17 protein-coding genes and 1 pseudogene are annotated in these 20,376 nt (G+C 64.5%); 13 read left to right on the top strand and 5 right to left on the bottom strand.

Annotation, left to right across the window (positions count from 1 at the left end):
- Positions 1 to 122: 122 nt before the first annotated feature.
- Complete coding sequence (locus tag ACVIN2_RS16245; protein WP_456766310.1) at positions 123 to 2,216, bottom strand: methyl-accepting chemotaxis protein; 2,094 nt, start codon at positions 2,214 to 2,216, stop codon at positions 123 to 125.
- 275 nt (positions 2,217 to 2,491) lie between these two features.
- Between ACVIN2_RS16245 and ACVIN2_RS16240 the strand changes: the two genes are divergently transcribed.
- Positions 2,492 to 2,647 carry a Thivi_2564 family membrane protein gene (locus ACVIN2_RS16240; RefSeq protein WP_007599832.1) on the top strand — a complete coding sequence of 52 codons (156 nt, stop codon included), beginning with the start codon at positions 2,492 to 2,494 and terminating at the stop codon, positions 2,645 to 2,647.
- 67 nt (positions 2,648 to 2,714) lie between these two features.
- On the opposite strand, the gene ACVIN2_RS16235 is transcribed toward ACVIN2_RS16240, so the two are convergent.
- The 3 genes from ACVIN2_RS16235 to cysD all read right to left on the bottom strand — a co-directional run bounded on the left by ACVIN2_RS16235 (position 2,715) and on the right by cysD (position 7,903).
- The gene (locus ACVIN2_RS16235) at positions 2,715 to 4,880 is read right to left on the bottom strand and encodes a malate synthase G (RefSeq protein ID WP_456766309.1); all 2,166 of its coding nucleotides are present in this window, start codon (positions 4,878 to 4,880) and stop codon (positions 2,715 to 2,717) included.
- A 292-nt stretch (positions 4,881 to 5,172) separates the two neighbouring features.
- Positions 5,173 to 7,089, bottom strand: coding sequence for an adenylyl-sulfate kinase (gene cysC, locus ACVIN2_RS16230; protein ID WP_456766308.1), 1,917 nt, complete (start codon positions 7,087 to 7,089; stop codon positions 5,173 to 5,175).
- A 19-nt stretch (positions 7,090 to 7,108) separates the two neighbouring features.
- Complete coding sequence (cysD, locus tag ACVIN2_RS16225; protein WP_456769736.1) at positions 7,109 to 7,903, bottom strand: sulfate adenylyltransferase subunit CysD; 795 nt, start codon at positions 7,901 to 7,903, stop codon at positions 7,109 to 7,111.
- 245 nt (positions 7,904 to 8,148) lie between these two features.
- Between cysD and cysG the strand changes: the two genes are divergently transcribed.
- The 12 genes from cysG (at position 8,149) to ACVIN2_RS16165 (ending at position 19,366) form a co-directional block, all read left to right on the top strand.
- Positions 8,149 to 9,573, top strand: a complete 1,425-nt coding sequence (gene cysG, locus ACVIN2_RS16220; protein WP_456766307.1) for a siroheme synthase CysG — start codon at positions 8,149 to 8,151, stop codon at positions 9,571 to 9,573.
- Positions 9,570 to 9,887: a DUF2849 domain-containing protein gene (locus ACVIN2_RS16215; protein WP_007605455.1), complete on the top strand. Its 318-nt coding sequence runs from the start codon at positions 9,570 to 9,572 to the stop codon at positions 9,885 to 9,887. Before cysG ends, ACVIN2_RS16215 begins: the two co-directional genes overlap by 4 nt.
- 11 nt (positions 9,888 to 9,898) lie before the next feature.
- Complete coding sequence (locus tag ACVIN2_RS16210) at positions 9,899 to 11,554, top strand: nitrite/sulfite reductase (RefSeq protein ID WP_456766306.1); 1,656 nt, start codon at positions 9,899 to 9,901, stop codon at positions 11,552 to 11,554.
- Positions 11,541 to 12,056 (top strand): DUF934 domain-containing protein, encoded by a 516-nt coding sequence (locus ACVIN2_RS16205; protein ID WP_018454648.1) that lies wholly within the window; start codon positions 11,541 to 11,543, stop codon positions 12,054 to 12,056. The genes ACVIN2_RS16210 and ACVIN2_RS16205 overlap by 14 nt, the downstream gene beginning before the upstream one ends.
- Positions 12,053 to 12,784, top strand: a complete 732-nt coding sequence (locus ACVIN2_RS16200; RefSeq protein WP_456766305.1) for a phosphoadenylyl-sulfate reductase — start codon at positions 12,053 to 12,055, stop codon at positions 12,782 to 12,784. Before ACVIN2_RS16205 ends, ACVIN2_RS16200 begins: the two co-directional genes overlap by 4 nt.
- Positions 12,785 to 12,904: 120 nt before the next feature.
- Positions 12,905 to 13,906, top strand: a complete 1,002-nt coding sequence (locus tag ACVIN2_RS16195; RefSeq protein ID WP_456766304.1) for a sulfate ABC transporter substrate-binding protein — start codon at positions 12,905 to 12,907, stop codon at positions 13,904 to 13,906.
- Between the two features lie 36 nt (positions 13,907 to 13,942).
- Complete coding sequence (cysT, locus tag ACVIN2_RS16190; protein ID WP_456766303.1) at positions 13,943 to 14,779, top strand: sulfate ABC transporter permease subunit CysT; 837 nt, start codon at positions 13,943 to 13,945, stop codon at positions 14,777 to 14,779.
- 9 nt (positions 14,780 to 14,788) lie between these two features.
- Positions 14,789 to 15,700 (top strand): sulfate ABC transporter permease subunit CysW, encoded by a 912-nt coding sequence (gene cysW / locus ACVIN2_RS16185; RefSeq protein ID WP_456766302.1) that lies wholly within the window; start codon positions 14,789 to 14,791, stop codon positions 15,698 to 15,700.
- Positions 15,690 to 16,727, top strand: coding sequence for a sulfate/molybdate ABC transporter ATP-binding protein (locus tag ACVIN2_RS16180; protein WP_456766301.1), 1,038 nt, complete (start codon positions 15,690 to 15,692; stop codon positions 16,725 to 16,727). Before cysW ends, ACVIN2_RS16180 begins: the two co-directional genes overlap by 11 nt.
- Before the next feature lie 91 nt (positions 16,728 to 16,818).
- Positions 16,819 to 17,322, top strand: coding sequence for a CAP domain-containing protein (locus ACVIN2_RS16175; protein WP_456766300.1), 504 nt, complete (start codon positions 16,819 to 16,821; stop codon positions 17,320 to 17,322).
- 78 nt (positions 17,323 to 17,400) lie between these two features.
- Positions 17,401 to 18,576 (top strand): DUF3734 domain-containing protein, encoded by a 1,176-nt coding sequence (locus ACVIN2_RS16170; RefSeq protein WP_027570240.1) that lies wholly within the window; start codon positions 17,401 to 17,403, stop codon positions 18,574 to 18,576.
- Between the two features lies 1 nt (position 18,577).
- Positions 18,578 to 19,366, top strand: coding sequence for a 3-hydroxybutyrate dehydrogenase (locus ACVIN2_RS16165; RefSeq protein ID WP_456766299.1), 789 nt, complete (start codon positions 18,578 to 18,580; stop codon positions 19,364 to 19,366).
- 129 nt (positions 19,367 to 19,495) lie between these two features.
- On the opposite strand, the pseudogene ACVIN2_RS16160 reads toward ACVIN2_RS16165, so the two are convergent.
- Positions 19,496 to 20,321, bottom strand: a pseudogene (locus ACVIN2_RS16160) (sulfite exporter TauE/SafE family protein).
- Positions 20,322 to 20,376: the final 55 nt, after the last annotated feature.

Below are 20,376 nucleotides of genomic sequence, written 5' to 3'. Positions count from 1 at the left end.
CCGATGTTGCCCCCACACCGCTGACCACCAGCCGGCCTATTGCGGAGCCGGTGGCTATGGATCCTGGCTTTCACCAGGACGACACCGAGAGTGTGGGCGCGGTGTCTCTTTAACGGTCTACCCTACGCCGCGCGGATCTTGCCGAGGAAGTCGCTGACCTCATGGCCGAGCTGGCGGCTCTGGCTCTCCAGCATTTCGGAGGCGTGTTTTACGTTGTCAGCGGCGGCAGCGGCAGCGTCGGCATCGGATTTGACGCCGGTGATGTTGTCCGAGACGTTCTTGGTGCCCTGCGCCGCAAACTGGGTGCTGCGGGTGATCTCTTGCGTGGCCGCCCCCTGCTCCTGCACGGCGGCGGCGATTGCGGTCGCGACCTCGTTCACTTCGCCGATGATGCCGCCGATGGTCTGGATCGCGCTGATGGCGTCGCCCGCGACCTTCTGGATGTCGGCGATCTGCTCGGAGATCTCCTCGGTCGCCTTGGCCGTCTGGCTCGCCAGCGACTTCACCTCGGAGGCGACCACGGCAAAGCCACGCCCCGCATCGCCGGCGCGGGCCGCCTCGATCGTGGCGTTGAGCGCGAGCAAATTGGTCTGTTGCGCAATGGTGTTGATCAGGCCGACGACCTCGCCGATGCGGCCGGCCGACTTTTGAAGTCCCTGCACGGTGCCGTCGGTGTCGCGCGCCTGGGTCACGGCGCGGCTGGCGATGCCTGCGGCATGCGCGGCCTGCTGGCTGATGTCGTTGATCGAGGCGCTGAGCTCTTCCGCGGCGGCGGCGACGCTGTCGACGCTCATGGAGGCGTCATTGGAGGCCTTGCCCGCGACCTGCACGCGGTCGTTGGTCTGCCGCGACACCGCGGAGAGATCGCCCGAGGTCTTGCGCATTTCGCCGGAGGCTTCGCTCAATTCGCCGAGCGTTTTGCGCACCGCGCCCTCGAACTCGCCGACATAGGTCTCGACCGCGCGCTGGCGCGCCGAGGCGCCCGCATTGCGCTCGCGCTCCTGTGCCTCGATCGTGAGCTTCTCGTTGGCCTGCTGCTTGAAAGTCTCCAGCGCGCCGGCAAGCGCGCCGATCTCGTCGTTGCGATCGAGATAGCCGCTATCGACGGCAAGGTCGCCGCCGGCGACCTTCAGCATGGCGTCCCGGATGGTGTTGAGCGGGGTGATGACGCGGCGGCTGACCAGCATGATCGCGCCGACGGCAAGCCCCACGGCGAGCGCCAGCAGCGTCAGCTGCACGATCAGTGCGCGCTCTGCGGCGCCGCGCTGCTCCTGCGTGTGGACCTTGGCAGCATCAAGCGCACCTTCTGCCACGGCGACCGCGCTCGCCATGCGGCCGACCGTGAGCGGGCTCCATTGGTTCGCCGTCATCTCGGGCTTCTCACCCTTGACCAGCGCGTCCGCGAGACGGTCGCGCAAGGCCAGATATTGCGGCTCGAAATAGGAGGTCTTGGCGGAGGCCATCGCGGCGGCGAGCCCCGCCGGCAACTGCATGCCGGACGTCGACAACTCCAGCGCCTTCCACATCGCGCTCGTGCCGCCGACATGCTGGGTATAGGCGTAGCGGCCTTCCGGCGTGATCTTGCCGGCGGCAAGCCCGGTCGAGACGATCAGCGACGCCTCGCCTGCGGTATTGCGGAGCAGCCAGGCGTTCTGCTTGATCGACAGGAGCTGGTCGATCGCGGCGTCCAGGTGATTGACGGTGGCGGCCAGCGTGTTCGAGAGCTTGTCGAGCGTGTCGAGCAGGCCCTGCGTCGTCTCCATGTATTCCTTGGGCAGGCCGGCGCGGCGCTGGTCCTTCGGCTTGGCGACATCCTCCCAGAACTGCTTCTGCTCTTCGATCAGCAGCTTGTAGAGGCGCGCGAGCTCCGGCACCAGCGTGCCCGATTGCGGAAAGTCCATGGCCGGCAGCAGCTCGATCGCGCGCGCCATGGCGGGCATTTGGGCATCGCGCAGGGCGCGCAGATATTTCTCGATCTCGCCGTCCATCGGCTCGGTCGCGTTCAGGAGGCGGACCGTAGTCGAGCGGTCGGTGCGCAGATTGTGCATCGCCTTGAACAGATCGGCGGACGTGTCGGCTATCTGCGAGATGCGGTTGGCGGTCTTCAGGCGATCCCAGGACTCGTAGGCGGTGAGCGACAGTGCGATCACCACGCAGACCGACGTGATCGCGATCACCGCCTTCAGCAGCGCGGATACGGTCAGACGATTCAGCATCGAAGTCCCCCAATTCCCATTACAAAGTGCGTGAAGTCGCCCCGGCAACATCGGAAAACTGGGCGCACGCAAGACCAGGCAATCGCATGCCGTTTGTGGCTCAGGGCCCAAACGGTGACTGCATCTGAAAGGAAAAGGGTAAAGTTTTAGGCAGGCCGGCTGACGGTAGAAGTACGTATTTACTAGAAGTTGCAGAGGGTTGCGTCGATGGAACCAACCCGGGAATTGCGCGTTAGGAGACTGTCAGCAATTTTGCCTAAAGGGGGGTCCTAGCGATGCTGGTCGGCGTACTCGTCACCTTTCTCGTCGTCATTCTCGTACTTTACCTCATCAACATGCTGCCGATGGACGGCCGCGCCAAGCAGATCGCGCGCGTTGTCGTCATCATCATCGGTATCGTGTCGCTGCTGAAATATCTGGCAGTGTTCTAGCCGCGCTACTGCTCCAACAAAAAAGCCCCGGCGTGAGCCGGGGCTTCTGGTGCTCGCTTATTCGGGCCTACCCCGCCGCTTTGGCCTCGCGGCGGCGGGCGGTGAGGATGTATTCGGTGTAGCCGTTCGGCTGCTCGCGGCCCTTGAAGATGAGGTCGCTAGCCGCCTTGAAGGCCGTGCCGTCGAAGGCGGGCGCCATCGGCTTGTAGACGGGATCGCCCGCATTCTGCTTGTCGACGACGACCGCCATGCGCTTGAGCGATTCCATCACCTGCGCCTCGGTGATGACGCCCTGGTGCAGCCAGTTGGCGAGGTGCTGGCTGGAGATGCGCAAGGTGGCACGGTCTTCCATCAGGCCGACGTCGTGAATGTCAGGCACCTTGGAGCAGCCGACGCCCTGGTCGATCCAGCGCACGACATAGCCCAGAATGCCTTGGCAGTTGTTGTCGATCTCCTGCTTGACGTCGTCGGGAGCCCAGTTCGACTTCGACACCGGGATGGTGAGGATGTCTTCGAGCTTTGCGCGTGGGCCGCCCTTGGCGAGCTCCTGCTGGCGCGCGGTGACGTTGACCTGGTGGTAGTGCAGCGCGTGCAGCGTCGCGGCCGTCGGCGAGGGCACCCAGGCGGTGGTGGCGCCGGCCTGCGGATGGGCGAGCTTCTGGGCAAGCATGTCCGCCATCTTGTCGGGCGCGGCCCACATGCCCTTGCCGATCTGGGCATGGCCGGGCAGGCCACAGGTCAGGCCCATGTCGACGTTCCAATCCTCATAGGACTTGATCCAGGGCTGCGCCTTCATCTCGTTCTTGCGGATCATCGGACCCGCTTCCATCGAGGTGTGGATCTCGTCGCCGGTGCGGTCGAGGAAGCCGGTGTTGATGAACATGATGCGCTTGGAGGCGCGCTGGATGCAGGCCTTGAGGTTGACGGTGGTGCGCCGCTCCTCGTCCATGATGCCGACTTTGAGCGTGTTCTCGGGCAGCGACAGCATCTTCTCGACGCGATCGAAGATCTCGCAGGTCAGCGACACCTCGTCGGGGCCGTGCATCTTCGGCTTGACGATATAGGCCGAGCCCGTGCGGCTGTTCTTGACCTTGGAGTTGCCTTTCAAGTCATGCACGGCAAGAAGCCCGGAGACGGCGGCGTCGAGCAGGCCTTCCGGAATCTCCTCGTCCTTGTCGTCCAGCACCGCGTCGGTGAACATGTGGTGACCGCAATTCCGCATCAGCAGCAGGCTGCGACCGTGCAATTTCACTTCGCCCTTGCCGTCAGGCGTCTTGTAGCTGCGGTCGGCATTGAGCGAGCGCGTCAGCGTCTTGCCGCCCTTCTCGAAATCGGCCGACAGCGTGCCGTTCATCAGGCCGAGCGTGTTGCGATAGACCAGCACCTTGTCTTCGGCATCGACGGCCGCGACCGAGTCTTCCATGTCGAGAATGGTTGAGACCGCGGATTCCATGACCATGTCCGCGACGCCGGCCGGATCGTCCTTGCCGATCGCGCTGGTGCGGTCGATTTTCACCTCGACATGCAGGCCGTTGTTGGCGAGCAGCACCGCGCTCGGTGCGGCTGCGTCGCCCTGGAAGCCCGCGAATTGCGCGGCGTTCTTCAGCGCGGTGGCGTTGCCGCTCTTCAGCTTCACCGCGAGCTGGCCCGCGACCACGCTATAGGCGGTGACGTCGGTGTGACTGCCGGTCGCCAGCGGCACGGCGGCATCGAGGAAGGCTTTCGCTTTTGCGATCACCTTGTCGCCGCGCGCCTTGTTGTAGCCTTTGCCGCTCTCGGACGGATCGTGCGGGATCGCGTCGGTGCCGTAGAAGGCGTCGTAGAGCGAGCCCCAGCGCGCATTCGCCGCATTCAGCGCGTAGCGTGCGTTGGTCAGCGGCACGACGAGCTGTGGGCCGCAGATCGTGCCGATCTCCTCGTCCACATTGGCGGTCTCGACCTTCTGCGTCGCCGGCTCCGGGACGAGATAGCCGATCTCCTTCAGGAATGCGGTATAGGCGTTGAGGTCGAACGCCTTGCCCTTGTTGGCGCGGTGCCAGTCGTCGATCTTGGCCTGCAGCGTGTCGCGCTCCGCCAGCAGCGCGCGGTTCTTCGGCCCCAACTCCTTGATGATGGCGGCAAGCCCGGCCCAGAACGCATCCGGTGCGATTCCCGTCTTCGGGGCCGCTTCCTTGGCGATGAAATCGAACAGGACGGGAGCAATCTTCAATCCGTGGGCGTCGACGCGTTTCATGATGGGCTTTCTCGTTGGAAATGGCTGTTTTTGGCTGCTTTTGACCCGACAGCAGCAAAATGCGCTCCAAGGAGCGGCTTTCGGGGTCTTATTAGCCCCAAAATCGGGGCCGTGAGAAGGCCCCCAAAAGTTGTCAAAATGTCAAGGCGAGGTGGGCGGCCCACGCACGGTGTCATTCCCCGCGAAGGCGGGGAATCCAGTACGCTGCGGCCTCTCGGCTGAATCACTGCTGTCGGTGGAATACTGGGTCGCCCGGTCAAGCCGGGCGACGACAGCGGGGCAGCAGCCCGGCTCAAATATTGGCGGCGAGGTCCACGAGTTCGTCGAACAGCACGCCGGTGGTCTTGAGCATCTGTTCGATCTCGTCCGCCGCCTCGGCGACCGTCCGCGTCGAGGTGTCGATCACGAGCTCAGCGGCTTGCGGCGTCTCGTAGTCGTTACCGATACCGGTGAACGACGCGAGCGCGCCGGCGCGGGCCTTCTTGTAGTGGCCCTTGGGGTCGCGCTCCTCGCAAATTTCCGCCGGCGTCGCGACGTGAATCTCGCGGAACGAAGTGTCGGCGATGCGGCGCGCGGTGGCGCGGTCCTCGCGGGCGGGCGAGACGGCGGCGACAATGGCGATGTGGCCGTTACGGGCGAGATGCGTCGCGACTTCGGCGAGGCGGCGGATGTTCTCGCTGCGATCGGCGGTCGAGAAGCCGAGATCGCTGTTGAGCCCGGCGCGCAGCGTGTCGCCGTCGAGCAGGATCGGTGAGCCGCCATTGCTGAACAGCCGCCGCTCCAGCGCTTTTGCAAGAGTCGACTTGCCGGAGGCGGGAAGGCCGGTGAGCCAGACCACGGCGCCGTTGTGACGATAGCGCGCGGAGCGCTCGTCGGGCCGCAGCGCGGACTCCACCGGCACGATGTCGACGGGCACGGCGCGCTGGCCGGCGTCGACCGACAGCACGAGACCGCCGCCGGCGATGCGCCCGGACACCTCGATCACGAGACGGCCGGTGCGGGGATTTTCCGTGTAGGGATCTGTGGCAATCGGATTCGAAAGGGAAATGTCGATCTCGCCGACATGGTTGCGGCCGATCGCCTTGTTCTCGACGCTCGCCAGCTCGCCCGGATCGACCGCCTTCTCGATCGCGACGACGGTGGCGCGGCTTTCCTTCGGTCCGCAGCGAACCAGGAGCTGGTCGCCCTTGGCCAGCGGCTTGTCATGCAGCCAGAAGATCCGCGCGCGCAGCCGTCGCGTCTCGCGCGGCGCGCTGTTGGTGTGCGCGATGATATCGCCGCGTTCGAGGAACAGCTCGCGGTCGAGCGTGATGCCGACCGAGCGGCCCGCACCCTGGCGGCCCGCGACCGGCGTCACCGGCCAGCTCTCGACCGTCTTGATCCTGGCGATCTTGCCGGCGGGCATGATCACGATTTCGTCGCCGGCGATGAGGCTGCCGGATTCGATCCGGCCCGCAACGATGCGGCGGTCGTCGAACTTGTAGATCGCCTGCACCGGCAGCCGCAGCGCCAGCGCTTCCAGCGGCCGCGCCGGCTCGAGCCTGTCGAGGGCTTCGACCACGGTCGGACCCTTGTACCAGCCGATGCGGTCGGTGCGCTCGGCGACGCCGTCGCCGTCGCGGGCGGAAATCGGGATCACGGCCGTGGGCTTCACACCGAGGCCTTGCAGATGCGCCGAGATCTCGTCGCTGATCTCCCTGAAGCGCTCTGCGGAGAAGTCGACACGGTCCATCTTGTTGACGACGACCGCGACCTGCTTCACGCCGAGCAGATGCAGGAGATAGCCGTGCCGTCTCGTCTGGTCGCGCACGCCTTCAAGCGCGTCGATGATCAGCACCGCGCCGTCGGCCTGCGAGGCGCCGGTGATCATGTTACGCAGGAATTCAGCGTGGCCAGGCGCGTCGATCAGCACGATGTCGCGTGAATTGGTGCGGAAGCGGATCTGCGTTGTGTCGATGGTGATGCCCTGGTCGCGCTCGGTCTGGAGCGCGTCGAGCAGGAACGACCATTCGAACGGCATGCCGCGCCGCGCGCTGACGGCCTTGAGCATATCGAGCTTGCCGTCGGGCAGGCTGCCGGTCTCGTGCAGCAGGCGGCCGACCAGCGTCGACTTGCCGTGGTCAACATGGCCGACGATGACGATGCGGACCTGCGGACGCGTGGTGCCGTTCGGGGTCGCAGGCGATGCGGGGGTGACGATCATGTTCATACGACGCTCGCGTCCTTGATCAGAGATAGCCGGCGACGCGCAGGCGCTCGAAAGCGTCCTCGGTCTCGTGGTCGAGCGCGCGGCCGGAACGTTCCGGCACCTTGGTCTGCTCAAGCTCGATCAGGATCTCGTCGATGGTCGACGCGTTTGAGGCGACCGGATTGGTGATGTCCTGATCGCCCAGCGAGCGATAGCGCTTGCCGTTTTGCGACAGATAGAGGGGAATGATCGGGATGTTCTCGCGCTTGGTGTAGGCCCAGATATCGGACTCGGTCCAATGCAGGATCGGATGGATGCGCAAATGCGCGCCTTGCGGCGGCGAGGCGTTGAAGTGATCCCAGAATTCCGGCGGCTGGTCGCGCACGTCCCAATTGCCTTCCAGGCCGCGCGGCGAGAACACGCGCTCCTTGGCGCGCGTCGCCTCCTCGTCGCGGCGGATGCCGGCGATCAGGCCGTCAAAACCGTATTTGGCGAGCGCCATCTTGAGGCCCTCGGTCTTGCGCGCGGCGGAACGGGCAGCCGGCGGCAGCGTTGGGTCGACGGCATCAATCGGCGGGCAGGGCTCGACGCGCAGATCGAGATCCCATTCCTTGCCGTAGTGATCGCGGAAGCGATACATCTCCGGAAACTTCTTGCCGGTGTCGACATGGAGGGCTGGGAACGGCAGACGGCCGAAGAACGCCTTGCGCGCCAACCAGATCATGACGTTGGAGTCCTTGCCGAGCGACCACAGCAGGGCGATCTTCTTCAAACGGGCAAAAGCCTCGCGGAAGATGTAGATGCTCTGGGCCTCGAGCTGGTCGAGATGGTCCATGCTCGGGGCAAGGTCGGCAGAAAATTCTTGCGCGGGCACGCGCTGGGCGAGAGTGGGGCTGCTCAGCCCGCCAGCAGCGGAATTGTCCTTGAGAAGATGCATCTCTGCCACTTTGCGTTTGGAGGCGAAAATTCTATAGTTGCGGTGCAAGGGAGAAGAAAAAATTTTCTCTTTGCGCGCTCGAAACGACACATATATAGAAAATAATTCCAGTCAACCCCGGATCTGGGGGGAGCGAGTATCGTATGCGGTTCTTGCCGGTGTTCCTCGATCTCAAGGCCGGTCCGGTGGTTCTCATCGGCGCGGGTGAGCTTTTGCGCGCCAAGCTGCGCGTGCTCACTGCGGCCGGTGCGCGCATCCGCGTGCATGCGATCGACGGCAATCAGGACCTGGGCCTGAGCTCCGGGGACGCCGCGCGTATCGACATTGCGGCGGCCGATCCGCTGACCGCCGATCTCTCGGGAATCATCGCGGTCGTTTGCGCCGGCGCAGGCGATGTCGGCGTGGCGATGTCGGCCCGCGCCAAGGCGCTCGGGCTGCCGGTCAATGTCATGGACGATCTCGAGCATTCGAGCTTCATCTTTCCGGCGATCGTCGATCGCGGCGATGTCGTGGTCGCCGTCGGCACTGGCGGCACGTCGCCGGTGGTGGCGCGGCGCGTGCGCGAGAAGATCGAGGCGCTGCTGCCGGCGCGCATCGGCGAACTCGCCGAGTTCATCGGCGGCTTCCGCAAATCCGTCAACGAACGTATTGCCGAGTTTCCGCTGCGCCGCCGCTTCTGGGAGCGCGTCATCGACGGCCCGATTGGCGCTGCCGTTCTGGCCGGCCGCAAAGGCGAGGCGGATACAGCGCTCAAGGCGATTTCAGATCCATCCGCGTTCGCGCGCGCCGACAAGCCGGAAGGCTCGGTTGCGCTGGTTGGCGCTGGTCCGGGTGATCCGGACCTGCTCACCATCAAGGCGCTGCGCGCGCTCCAGGATGCCGATATCGTCTTCCACGACGAACTGGTCTCGCCTGAAATTCTCGACCGCATCCGCCGTGACACCACGCGCGTGCCGGTCGGCCGCCGCGTCGGCAAGCCCGGCATCGGGCAGGACGCCATCAACAAGCGCATGATCGAGGCCGCCCAATCCGGCCAGCGCGTGGTGCGGCTGAAGGGCGGCGATCCCTTCGTGTTCGGCCGTGGCGGCGAAGAGGTCGAAGCGCTGCGTAATGCCGGCGTTGCCTATTCGATCATTCCCGGCATTACCGCAGGCCTTGGTGGCGCCGCCGATTTCGAGGTGCCGCTCACCTACCGTCACGAAGCAACCCGCATTACCTTCCTCACCGCGCACAAGGCGCGCGACGCGGACGTCGTGGACTGGTCGACGTTGACCGACGCCAGGATGACCGTCGTGGTCTACATGGGTATGACCGCTGCGCCGGCCGTACGCGCCGGCCTCTTGGCCGCCGGCCGTTCGCCGGAGACGCCGGTCGGAGTGTTCGCCCGCGTCACGCGCCCCGATGCGCAAGGCGCGATCGGCACGCTGCGCGACCTGCCCGAGCTGGTGCGGCGGACCAACGGTGGCCCTGCCATTCTCATCATCGGCGATGTGGTCCGGCATGCCGGCTCGCTTCGCCGCCAAACCCCAAAGCAAATCATCTCTGACCTATTGGATGCAGCCGAATGACCTCCCCGCTTGAACAGAAGAAGATCAAAATCGCCGGTCCCTCGGTCGTGACCGCCAATCGCACTTGGGACGGCATCGTGGTTTACCGCACCGCCGCCAAGAGCTGGTCCGCGGACCTGTCGGAGGCCGCGATCGTGCGCAACTCCGACGAGGCGAAAGCGTTGCTTGCGGAGTCCGTGGCCGATGACGTCGGCGCGATCGGTCCCTATATCGCGCCGGTACAGGTCGGTGCGGACGGCAAGATCGAACCCGGCAATCTGCGCGAACAGATCCGCCGCACCGGCGTGACCATCGGACAGCCGGTCCAGGTTTAAGGCAATCTCTCATGTACGCTTACGATGAAATCGACCGCACGCTCGTCAACGAGCGCGTCTCGGAATTCCGCGACCAGGTGAAGCGCCGCCTCTCCGGCGAGCTCACCGAGGACGAGTTCAAGATCCTGCGGCTGCAGAACGGCGTCTATCTGCAACTGCACGCCTACATGTTCCGGGTCGCGATCCCCTACGGGACACTGGCGTCCAACCAGCTGCGGGCGCTCGCCCACGTCGCACGCAAATACGACCGCGGCTACGGCCATTTCACCACGCGGCAGAACATCCAGTTCAACTGGATCAAGCTCGCCGAATTGCCGGATGCGCTGGCCGATCTCGCCGAGGTCGGCATCCATGCGATGCAGACCTCCGGCAACAACATGCGCAACGTCACCTCGGACCAGTGGGCCGGCGTCGCGCCCGGCGAGATCGAGGATCCCCGCATCTGGTCGGAGCTGATCCGCCAGCACACCACGCTGCATCCGGAATTCTCGTTCCTGCCGCGCAAGTTCAAGATCGCGATCACCGCGTCGGACCACGACCGCGCCGCGATCAAGATCCACGACATCGGGCTGAAGCTGATCAAGAACGAGAAGGGCGAGACCGGCTTCGAGGTGCTGGTCGGCGGCGGGCTTGGGCGCACGCCGTTCATCGGCAAGACCATCAAGCACTTCGTGCATGGCCGCGACATTCTCAGCTATATCGAAGCGATCCTGCGCGTCTACAACCAGTACGGCCGCCGGGACAACATCTACAAGGCGCGCATCAAGATCCTGGTGCACGAATTGGGCATCGAGAAGTTCTCGCGCGAGGTCGAGGAGGAGTGGCAGCACATCCGCAACTCCTCGCTCCAGATCGATGACGAGGTGGTCGAGGACATCCGCTCGCGCTTCACCTATCCCGCCTACGAGAAGCTGCCGCACAATCCGGACGAGCTGCGCCAGGCCGCGGCCGATCCCGATTTCGAGGCGTGGCGCAAGAACTCGGTGGCCCCGCACAAGAACCCGGGCTATTCCATCGTCACGATCTCGCTGAAGCCGATCGGCGCGCCTCCGGGCGATGCCACCGCCGAGCAGATGGATGCACTGGCCGATCTCGCCGACAAATACTCCTTCGGTGAGATCCGCGTCGGCCACGAGCAGAACCTCGCTTTGCCGCATGTCGCCAAGCGCGACCTGCCGGCGCTGTGGAAGGCGCTCGACAAGCTCGGGCTGGCGACGCCGAACGTCAATCTGATCACCGACATCATCGCCTGCCCGGGTCTCGACTATTGCTCGCTGGCCAATGCGCGCTCGATCCCGATCGCGCAGGAACTGACGCGGCGCTTCGCCAATCACGAGCTCGCCAACCTGATCGGCCGGTTGCACATCAACATCTCCGGCTGCATCAACGCCTGCGGCCATCACCATGTCGGTCACATCGGCATTCTCGGCGTCGAAAAGAACGGCGAGGAGGTCTACCAGATCACCATCGGTGGGCGCGCCGACGAGAGTGCCGCACTCGGCAATCTGATCGGCCCCGGCGTCAAATTCGACGAGGTCGCCGACGTCGTCGAGGACATCGTGGAAGCCTATCTGGCGCTGCGCGAGCGGCCCGATGAGCTGTTCATGGACACCGTAAAGCGCCTCGGCGTCGAACCCTTCAAGGAGCGCGTTTATGCCACTCGTTAACGGCGGAAAGATCGCCGACGACAGCTTCGTCAAGCTCGCCGTCGACACGCCGCTGCCCGAGGGCGGCGACATCCTGGTGCCGGCCGAACGCTTCGTCGGCGAGGCGGATGCGTTGCTCAAGCGGACCGGCAAGGTCGGCGTGATCTGGCCGAACAATCGCGATATCGCCGAGCTGGTGCCCTATCTCGGCAAGATCGCCGTCGTCGCGCTGGTGTTCCCGACCTTCCGCGACGGACGCGCTTACAGCCAGGCGCGGCTGCTGCGCGAACGTTACAATTACCGCGGCGAATTGCGTGCGACGGGCCAGATCCTACGGGACCAGTTCGTGTTCATGCTGCGCGCGGGCTTCGATTCCTTCGACGTCAAGAAGCAGGCCGACGCGGAAGCCTTCATGCAGACCGCGAAGCGCTACTCGGTATTCTACCAGCCCACCGGTGACGGCCGGATCACGGCGCTGCACCGGCGCATGCAACTGCGTCATTCCGAGGGTGTCGGCACGTGAACGCAATCGCGCCTTCAGTTTCCTCAATCTCGGTCTCTGCGCTGCCCTCGGCGGAGGAGCTCGATCGCGCCTTGCGCGATGCCTCGCCCGCCGAAATCATCGCCGCTGCGCTGAAGACGGTCGGGCGCGACAAGCTCGCGCTGGTGTCGTCCTTCGGCACGGAATCGGCGACGCTGCTGAAGGTCATGGCCGATGTCGATCCGGCGATCCCGGTGATCTTCCTCGACACCGGCTGGCTGTTCGAGGAGACGCTGGCCTATCGCGACACGCTGATCGCGACGCTGGGCCTGAAGGACGTCCGCTCGATCAAACCTGCCGAGGAGACGCTGTCGCGCGAGGATCCCGACCGCGACCTCTGGTTCTCCGATCCCGACGCTTGCTGCCGTATCCGCAAGGTCGAGCCGCTGGCGCGTGCGCTGAAACCGTTCGACGCATGGCTCAATGGCCGCAAGCGCTTCCAGGGCAGTACCCGCGCCGGCATCCCGGTGGTCGAGGACGACGGTGCGCGGTTGAAGTTCAATCCGTTCGCCAATGTTTCGCGCGAGGAACTCGAGGCGATCTTCGCCCGCGCCAAATTGCCGCGTCATCCCCTGGTTGCGTCCGGTTTCCTGTCGGTTGGGTGTATGCCTTGCACGAGCAGAACGACTGAGGGCGAGGATGAGCGTGCCGGTCGCTGGCGCGGCCGGGCCAAGACGGAATGCGGCATCCACACGATGAAGATTTCGTAGCAAAGTTACGCTGCCCGGCTACGAACAAGAAAATCCGGTTCCGTTGACTTGAGGGCGTTTCGCCCCGAGTTATGCCTGCCATCGATGACGCCGACGTCATTGATGTGAATGGAGATGGACATGATGCGTCGTATCGTTCCGCTCGCTGCAGGACTGCTCGTGACAGGCTTGTTGGCAAGCTCGGCTCTCGCCGCCGACATCAATCTGCTGAATGTGTCATACGATCCGACGCGTGAGCTCTATGTCGAATTCAACAAGGCGTTCGCGAGTGCCTATCAGAAGGAAACCGGCAAAAGCGTCGAGATCAAGCAGTCGCATGGCGGCAGCGGTTCGCAGGCGCGCGCCGTGATCGACGGATTGCAGGCCGACGTGGTGACGCTTGCGCTCGCCTATGACATCGACGCCATCGCGGGCAAAGGCCTCACGACGGCTGACTGGCAGAAGCGGTTGCCGCAAAACTCGTCGCCCTATACCTCGACCATCGTGTTCCTGGTGCGCAAGGGCAATCCCAAGGCCATCAAGGACTGGGACGATCTGCTCAAGCCGGGCGTCGCCGTGATCACGCCGAACCCGAAGACGTCAGGCGGCGCGCGCTGGAATTATCTGGCGGCCTGGGGCTTTGCGCAGAAGAAATACGGTTCAGTCGATAAAGCCAAGGACTTCATCGGCAAATTGTATCAGCAAGTGCCGGTGCTCGACACCGGCGCGCGCGGTGCGACCGTAACCTTCGTCGAGCGTGGCGTCGGCGACGTGCTGCTCGCCTGGGAGAACGAGGCTTACCTGGCGCTCAAGGAATTCGGTCCAGAGAAATTCGAGATCGTGGCGCCGCCGCTCTCGATCCTGGCGGAACCGCCGGTCACGATCGTCGACAAGGTTGCCGATAAAAAAGGCACCCGCAACGCCGCCGACGCCTACCTGCAATATTGGTACACCAAGGAAGGCCAGGAAATCGCGGCGCGCAATTTCTATCGTCCGCGCGATCCCGAGATCGCCAAAAAACATGAAAACGCCTTCGCGAAGGTCGAGCTGTTCACGATCGACGAACTTTTCGGCGGCTGGACCAAGGCGCAGAGGGAACATTTTGCCGACGGCGGCGTCTTCGATCAGATCTACAAGAACTGATCGGGCGCTGTCGGCGGGGCTTAAATAGGGGGCCTGGTGAGCGCAATCGCAGCACGACGCCGGACATTGCCGGGCTTCGGTCTCACCATGGGGCTGACGCTGTCCTGGCTGTCGATCATCATCCTGATTCCGCTCGCCGGCCTGTTCCTGAAATCGCTCGAGCTGAGCCCCGAGCAGTTTTGGAACATCCTCTCCAGCCGCCGCACCCTGAATGCGTTGCGCGTGTCCTTTGGACTCGCCTTTGCGGCCGCCTGCGTCAATCTCGTGATGGGCAGCATCATCGTCTGGGCGCTGGTGCGTTACCGCTTTCCCGGCCGGCGGATCTTCGACGCCATCGTCGATGTACCCTTTGCGCTGCCGACGGCGGTTGCCGGCGTCGCGCTGACCGCATTGTTCGCCGAGAAGGGCTGGCTCGGCGCGCCGCTCGCGGCGGCCGGCATCAAGGTGGCGTTCACACCGGTCGGCATCTTCGTCGCCATGATCTTCATCGGCATCCCCTTCGTGGTGCGCACGGTGCAGCCGGTGCTCCAGGATCTCGACCCCGAGATCGAGGAGGCCGCGGGCAGCCTTGGCGCGAGCCGCTGGCAGACCATCATCCGCGTGATCCTGCCCTCGCTCGGGCCGGCGCTGCTCACGGGGCTCGCACTCGCCTTCGCCCGTGCTGTCGGCGAATACGGCTCGGTGATCTTCATCGCCGGCAATCTGCCCAACGTCTCCGAGATCGCGCCGCTGCTGATTGTGATCCGCCTCTCTGAATTTCGCTATGCCGATGCGACCGCCATCGCGGTGGTCATGCTGGTCGTGTCCTTCGTCATTATCTTCGCCGTCAACCGGCTCCAGCGCTGGGCGCAGAGCCGGATTCCGGTGCGGTGAGGACGGGCCATGACGATGCAGATCGCAGATTCCGTCCCACTCTCGGCCCCCGACGCCAAGGCACGCGCGCATGCGGCGGCCGCGCGGAACAATCTGCGCACCGAACCGCGCGCGGTCCGCATCGTCATCATCGCGCTGGCGATGACCTTTCTCTCTGTCTTCGTCGTGCTGCCGCTGGTCGTGGTGTTCGCGCAGGCGTTCTCGAAGGGAGTCCTCGCCTATCTCGCCGCGCTGGCCGACCCGGAGGCGCTGTCCGCGATCAAGCTGACACTGTTGGTTGCGGCAATTTCCGTCGGCCTCAATCTGGTCTTCGGCCTGGTCGCGGCCTGGGCGATTGCAAAGTTCGAATTCTCGGGCAAGACCTTCCTGATCACGCTGATCGATTTGCCATTCTCGGTGAGCCCCGTCATCTCGGGCCTCGTCTTCGTGCTGCTGTTCGGCGCGCAGGGCTATTTCGGCGGCTGGCTGCGCGATCATGACATCCAGATCCTGTTCGCGGTGCCCGGCATCGCGCTTGCGACCACCTTCGTGACCTTCCCCTTCGTGGCGCGGGCGTTGATCCCGCTGATGCAGGAGCAGGGCACGCAGGAGGAGGAGGCCGCCATCTCGCTCGGCGCGTCGGGCCTGCAGACCTTCTTCCGCGTCACGCTGCCCAACATCAAATGGGGCGTGCTCTACGGCGTCCTGCTCTGCAACGCGCGCGCGATGGGCGAGTTCGGCGCAGTCTCCGTGGTCTCCGGCCATATCCGCGGCGAGACCAACACGATGCCGCTGCTGGTCGAGATTCTCTACAACGAATACCAGTTCGTCGCGGCGTTCGCGATCGCCTCGCTGCTCGCGATGCTGGCGCTGATCACGCTGATCGCGAAAACCGTTCTGGAAAATCACCTCGACGAAGGACACGACGCAAGTGAGCATTGAAGTCAGGAATCTCGTCAAGAAGTTCGGCAGCTTCAAAGCTCTCGACGGCGTCGACCTCAAGGTCAATGACGGCGAGCTGCTGGCGCTGCTCGGTCCGTCCGGCTCGGGCAAAACAACGCTGCTGCGGATCATCGCCGGCCTCGACTGGCCCGATTCCGGCGAGGTTTCCTTCAACGGCGAGGACGCGCTGGCGCAGGGCGCGCGCGAGCGGCACGTCGGATTCGTATTTCAGCACTACGCGCTGTTTCGTCACATGACAGTGTTCGAGAACGTCGCCTTCGGGCTGCGCGTGCAGCCGCGCGCGATCCGCAAGGACGAAGCGACCATCCGCGGGCGCGTCAAGGAGCTGCTCGATCTCGTGCAGCTGGATTGGCTCGCCGACCGTTATCCGAGCCAGCTCTCCGGCGGCCAGCGCCAGCGCATCGCGTTGGCCCGCGCGCTCGCGATCGAGCCGCGCATCCTGCTGCTCGACGAGCCCTTCGGCGCGCTCGATGCCAAGGTGCGCAAGGAGCTGCGCAAATGGCTGCGTTCGCTGCACCACGAGATCAACGTCACCTCGATCTTCGTCACCCATGACCAGGAGGAGGCGCTCGAAGTCGCCAACCGCGTGGTGGTGATGGACAAGGGCAAGATCGAGCAGATCGGCTCGCCTGATGACGTCTATGAGAGCCCGGCGACCGCCTTCGTCCACAGCTTCATCGGCGAATCCATCGAGCTTCCGGTCCTGATTGCCGACGGTCTCATCACGCTTGGCGACCGGCCGCTGCAGCTCGCGGCAGATGGCCTTGCGCCTGGCGCGTCAAGACTGTTCGTGCGGCGACACGACATGCTGGTCGGCCCGCCCGGCAGCGGTGCCTTCGAGGGCGCCGTGCGGCATGTCCGGAATTTCGGTCCCGTGCAGCGGGCCGAGGTGGCACTATCAGGCGGAGAGACCATCGAGATCGACGCTCCCCGCGACAGGGAACTGCGCGCCGGCGATACGATCGGCCTGGAGCCCCGCCGCTACCGGATGTTTGCGGGCACCTGAGCGGGATCAAAGGGTCAATTTTTCTTCAATATTCACCTTTCAGCCACGGTTGGTATGCAACAACGGCCCCTGATTTTGGGGGCTCCTGTTCATGCGCGCCGCGGCCGCAATACTCATCACTTTGCTGCTCGCCGGCTGCGCCGGCAACGAGGCACCGGTCCAGCAGCCCTCGATGTATGCCGATATGTCTGTCCCGGGCTCCAAGCTCGATGCGCAAGCGGCGGCGATCATGATCTCGCAATACCGTCAGAACAACGGGCTCGGCACCGTCGTGATCGATCCTGCCCTGATGAGTCTCGCCGAATCCCAGTCCCAGGCCATGGCAGCGGCCAACAAGATGGACCATGACGTCCGCGCGCCGCTGGCCAGGCGCCTCAGCGCCGGCGGCTATCCGGCAACCGTTGCGGTCGAGAACGTCTCGGCCGGCTATCATACGCTGGCGGAAGCGTTTTCCGGCTGGCGCGACTCGCCCCCGCACCGCGCCAACATGCTCAAGAGCGGTGTCACAAAATTGGGCATCGCGGCGGGCTATGCTCCCGGCACCAAATACAAGGTGTTCTGGACCATGATCCTGGCCTCGACGGACGCTCGATAAGCCAGACTTGATCCCGGGATGCATTGACGCCGCGGCAGACTGTCGCCACGGTCGCTCGCCATCTGCTACTGTTCCCGCATGACCGATCATAGTCCAGAAGTCGCAACAATCCCCGCGAACGCGCAACGTGTCCTGGTCCTCCAGGGTGGCGGCGCGCTCGGCTCCTATCAGGCCGGCGCCTATCAGTCGCTCTGCCATGCCGGCTTCGAGCCGGACTGGGTCGCCGGCATCTCGATCGGCGCGGTCAATGCCGCGATCATCGCCGGCAACGAAGGGCAGACGCGCGTCAAGCGGCTGAAGGAATTCTGGGAGATGGTCTCCGCGCCGGTGCCGTGGAAGCCGATCGGCAAGAGCGATCACAGCCGCGAGCTGTTCAACTCGACCAGCGCCGCATTGATCGCGACCTTCGGCGTACCCGGCTTCTTCACGCCGCGCATTCCGCCCGCGCCGCTCTGGCCGCCCGGCAGCCCGCAGGCCGAGAGCTATTACGACACCGCACCGCTGAAGAAGACGCTGGAGCGTCTGGTCGATTTCGACCGCATCAACGATCTGAAGACGCGGCTGTCGGTTGGTGCGGTCGGCGTCACCTCCGGCAACTTCAAATATTTCGACAATTTCGAGTTCAGGAAGCTCGGCAAGAAAATCGGTCCCGAGCACATCATGGCCTCCGGCGCGCTGCCGCCCGGCTTTCCGTCCATCGTCATCGAGGGCGAGCATTATTGGGACGGCGGCATCGCCTCCAACACGCCGCTCGACTACGTGCTGGACGCCGAGACCGACCGCGACCTCCTGATCTTCCAGATCGACCTGTTCAGCGCCCGCGGCGATCTGCCGACCTCGCTGCTCGAGGCGACCGAGCGCGAGAAGGACATCCGCTTCTCCAGCCGTACGCGGATGAACACCGACAAGAACAAGCAGGTGCACAACGCCCGCAGGGCCGTGCGCGACCTGATTTCCAAATTGCCCGATTATCTCAAGAACGACCCTTCCGTGGAATTCCTTGCCAAGGTATCGCGTGAAAGCACCGTGACTGTGGTGCACCTGATCTACCGCAGCAAGAACTACGAATCCTCGTCCAAGGATTACGATTTCTCGCATGTCGCCATGGTCGAGCATTGGGAAGCCGGCGTGCGTGACGTGCATCTGTCGATGCGCCACAAGGACTGGCTCGAGCGGCCGCAATCCGGCGAGACCATGGTGACCTACGATCTCACGGGGGACGTCACTGCGCCCCCGCCAAAAAGGAGCGAGTAATATGGGAAGTCTGTCAGGCAAGAACGCCGTCGTGACCGGGTCGACCAGCGGCATCGGGCTTGCCTATGCGCGCGCCTTCGCCGCCGCCGGCGCCAATGTCGTCATCAACGGGTTCGGCTCGCCGGAGGACATCGAGAAGGAGCGCGCCAAGATCGAGTCCGATTTCGGCGTGAAGGCGGTCTATTCGCCGGCCGACATGACCAAGCCGGCCGAGATCGCCGGGATGATCGCTCTCGGAGAGAAGAGTTTTGGTTCGGTCGACATCCTCGTCAACAATGCCGGTATCCAGTTCGTCTCGCCGATCGAGGAATTCCCGCCGGAGAAATGGGACCAGATCATCGCGATCAACCTGTCCTCGGCCTTCCATGCCATTCGCGCCGCCGTCCCGGGCATGAAGAAGAAGGGCTGGGGCCGCATCATCAATACCGCTTCGGCGCACTCGCTGGTCGCCTCGCCCTTCAAGTCGGCCTATGTGTCGGCCAAGCACGGCATCGCCGGCCTGACCAAGACCGTGGCGCTGGAAGTCGCGACCCACAAGATCACCTGCAACTGCATCAGCCCGGGCTATGTCTGGACGCCGCTGGTGGAGAAGCAGATCCCCGACACCATGAAGGCCCGCAACCTCACGCGCGACCAGGTCATCAACGACGTGCTGCTCGACGCGCAGCCGACCAAGGAGTTCGTCACCTCCGAGCAGGTCGCAGCCCTCGCGCTGTTCCTGTGCGGCGACGATGCCGCGCAGATCACCGGCACCAACCTGTCGATCGACGGCGGCTGGACCGCGGAGTAGTTCGGCGGTGCCGTAGGGTGGGCAAAGGCGCGTCAGCGCCGTGCCCACCATTGTTTGTTCGAATGAGGAAAAAAGTGGTGGGCACGCTTCGCTTTGCCCACCCTACAAGATGATATCGGACGACGCCGTTCAGTGCGTCCAGGCCAGCGCCGTCTCGAACGCCGAGGACAGGTGCAACTCCGCGAACATGATCTTGCCGGCGACCACGAACAGCACGCTGGCAAGGGTCAGGCGCAGCACCGTCTCGGGCACGCGTGTCGCGCTGAAGCTGCCGACGATGATGCCGGGCAGCGAGCCCAACAGCAGCACGCCCATCAGCGCCCAATCCACGTCGCCAAGCGCCCAGTGCCCCATTCCGGCTATCAGCGTCAGCGGGACCGCATGGGCGATGTCGGAGCCGACGATGGTCGCCATCGGCAGGCGCGGATAGAGCAGCAGCAGAACGGTGACGCCGACCGCGCCGGCGCCGACCGATGAAATCGAGACCCAGCACGCCCAGCACGATTCCGGTGACGACCGTCGCGATCGCGGTGGTGCGGTCATCGACCTGCTCCAAACGCCGGCGATAGCGCTCCATGATCGATCTGCGGAAGATCAGCGAGGTCGCGGTCAGCAGCAGCGCGAAGCACAACACCAGATTGACCAGGCCGCGCTCGGAATCGCTGTTGAGGTCGAGCTTCCACAGCACGAGCAGCGTCAGCGCGCTCGCCGGAAGGCTGCCGCAGGCGAGCCGCAGCACCGCCGGCCAGTGCACGCTGCGCGACCAGCCATGCACCACGCTGCCGCCGGTCTTGGTGGCGGCGGCATAGAGCAGGTCGGTGCCGACGGCGGTCGATGGATGAATCCCGAACAGCAGGATCAGCAGCGGCGTCATCAGCGAACCGCCGCCGACGCCGGTCATCCCGACCAGCAGGCCGACGCCGAACCCGGAGGCGACGTAGAGTGGATCGATCATGTCCAGGGAATCTTAGGTTTATCTCGTCAGTTGGGCAATACGACGTAGAATAAAC

The sequence above is a fragment of the Bradyrhizobium sp. USDA 3650 genome (assembly GCF_054057395.1).
Note: the sequence above shows the minus strand (reverse complement) of the source record. Positions and strands in the feature narration are given on the sequence as shown.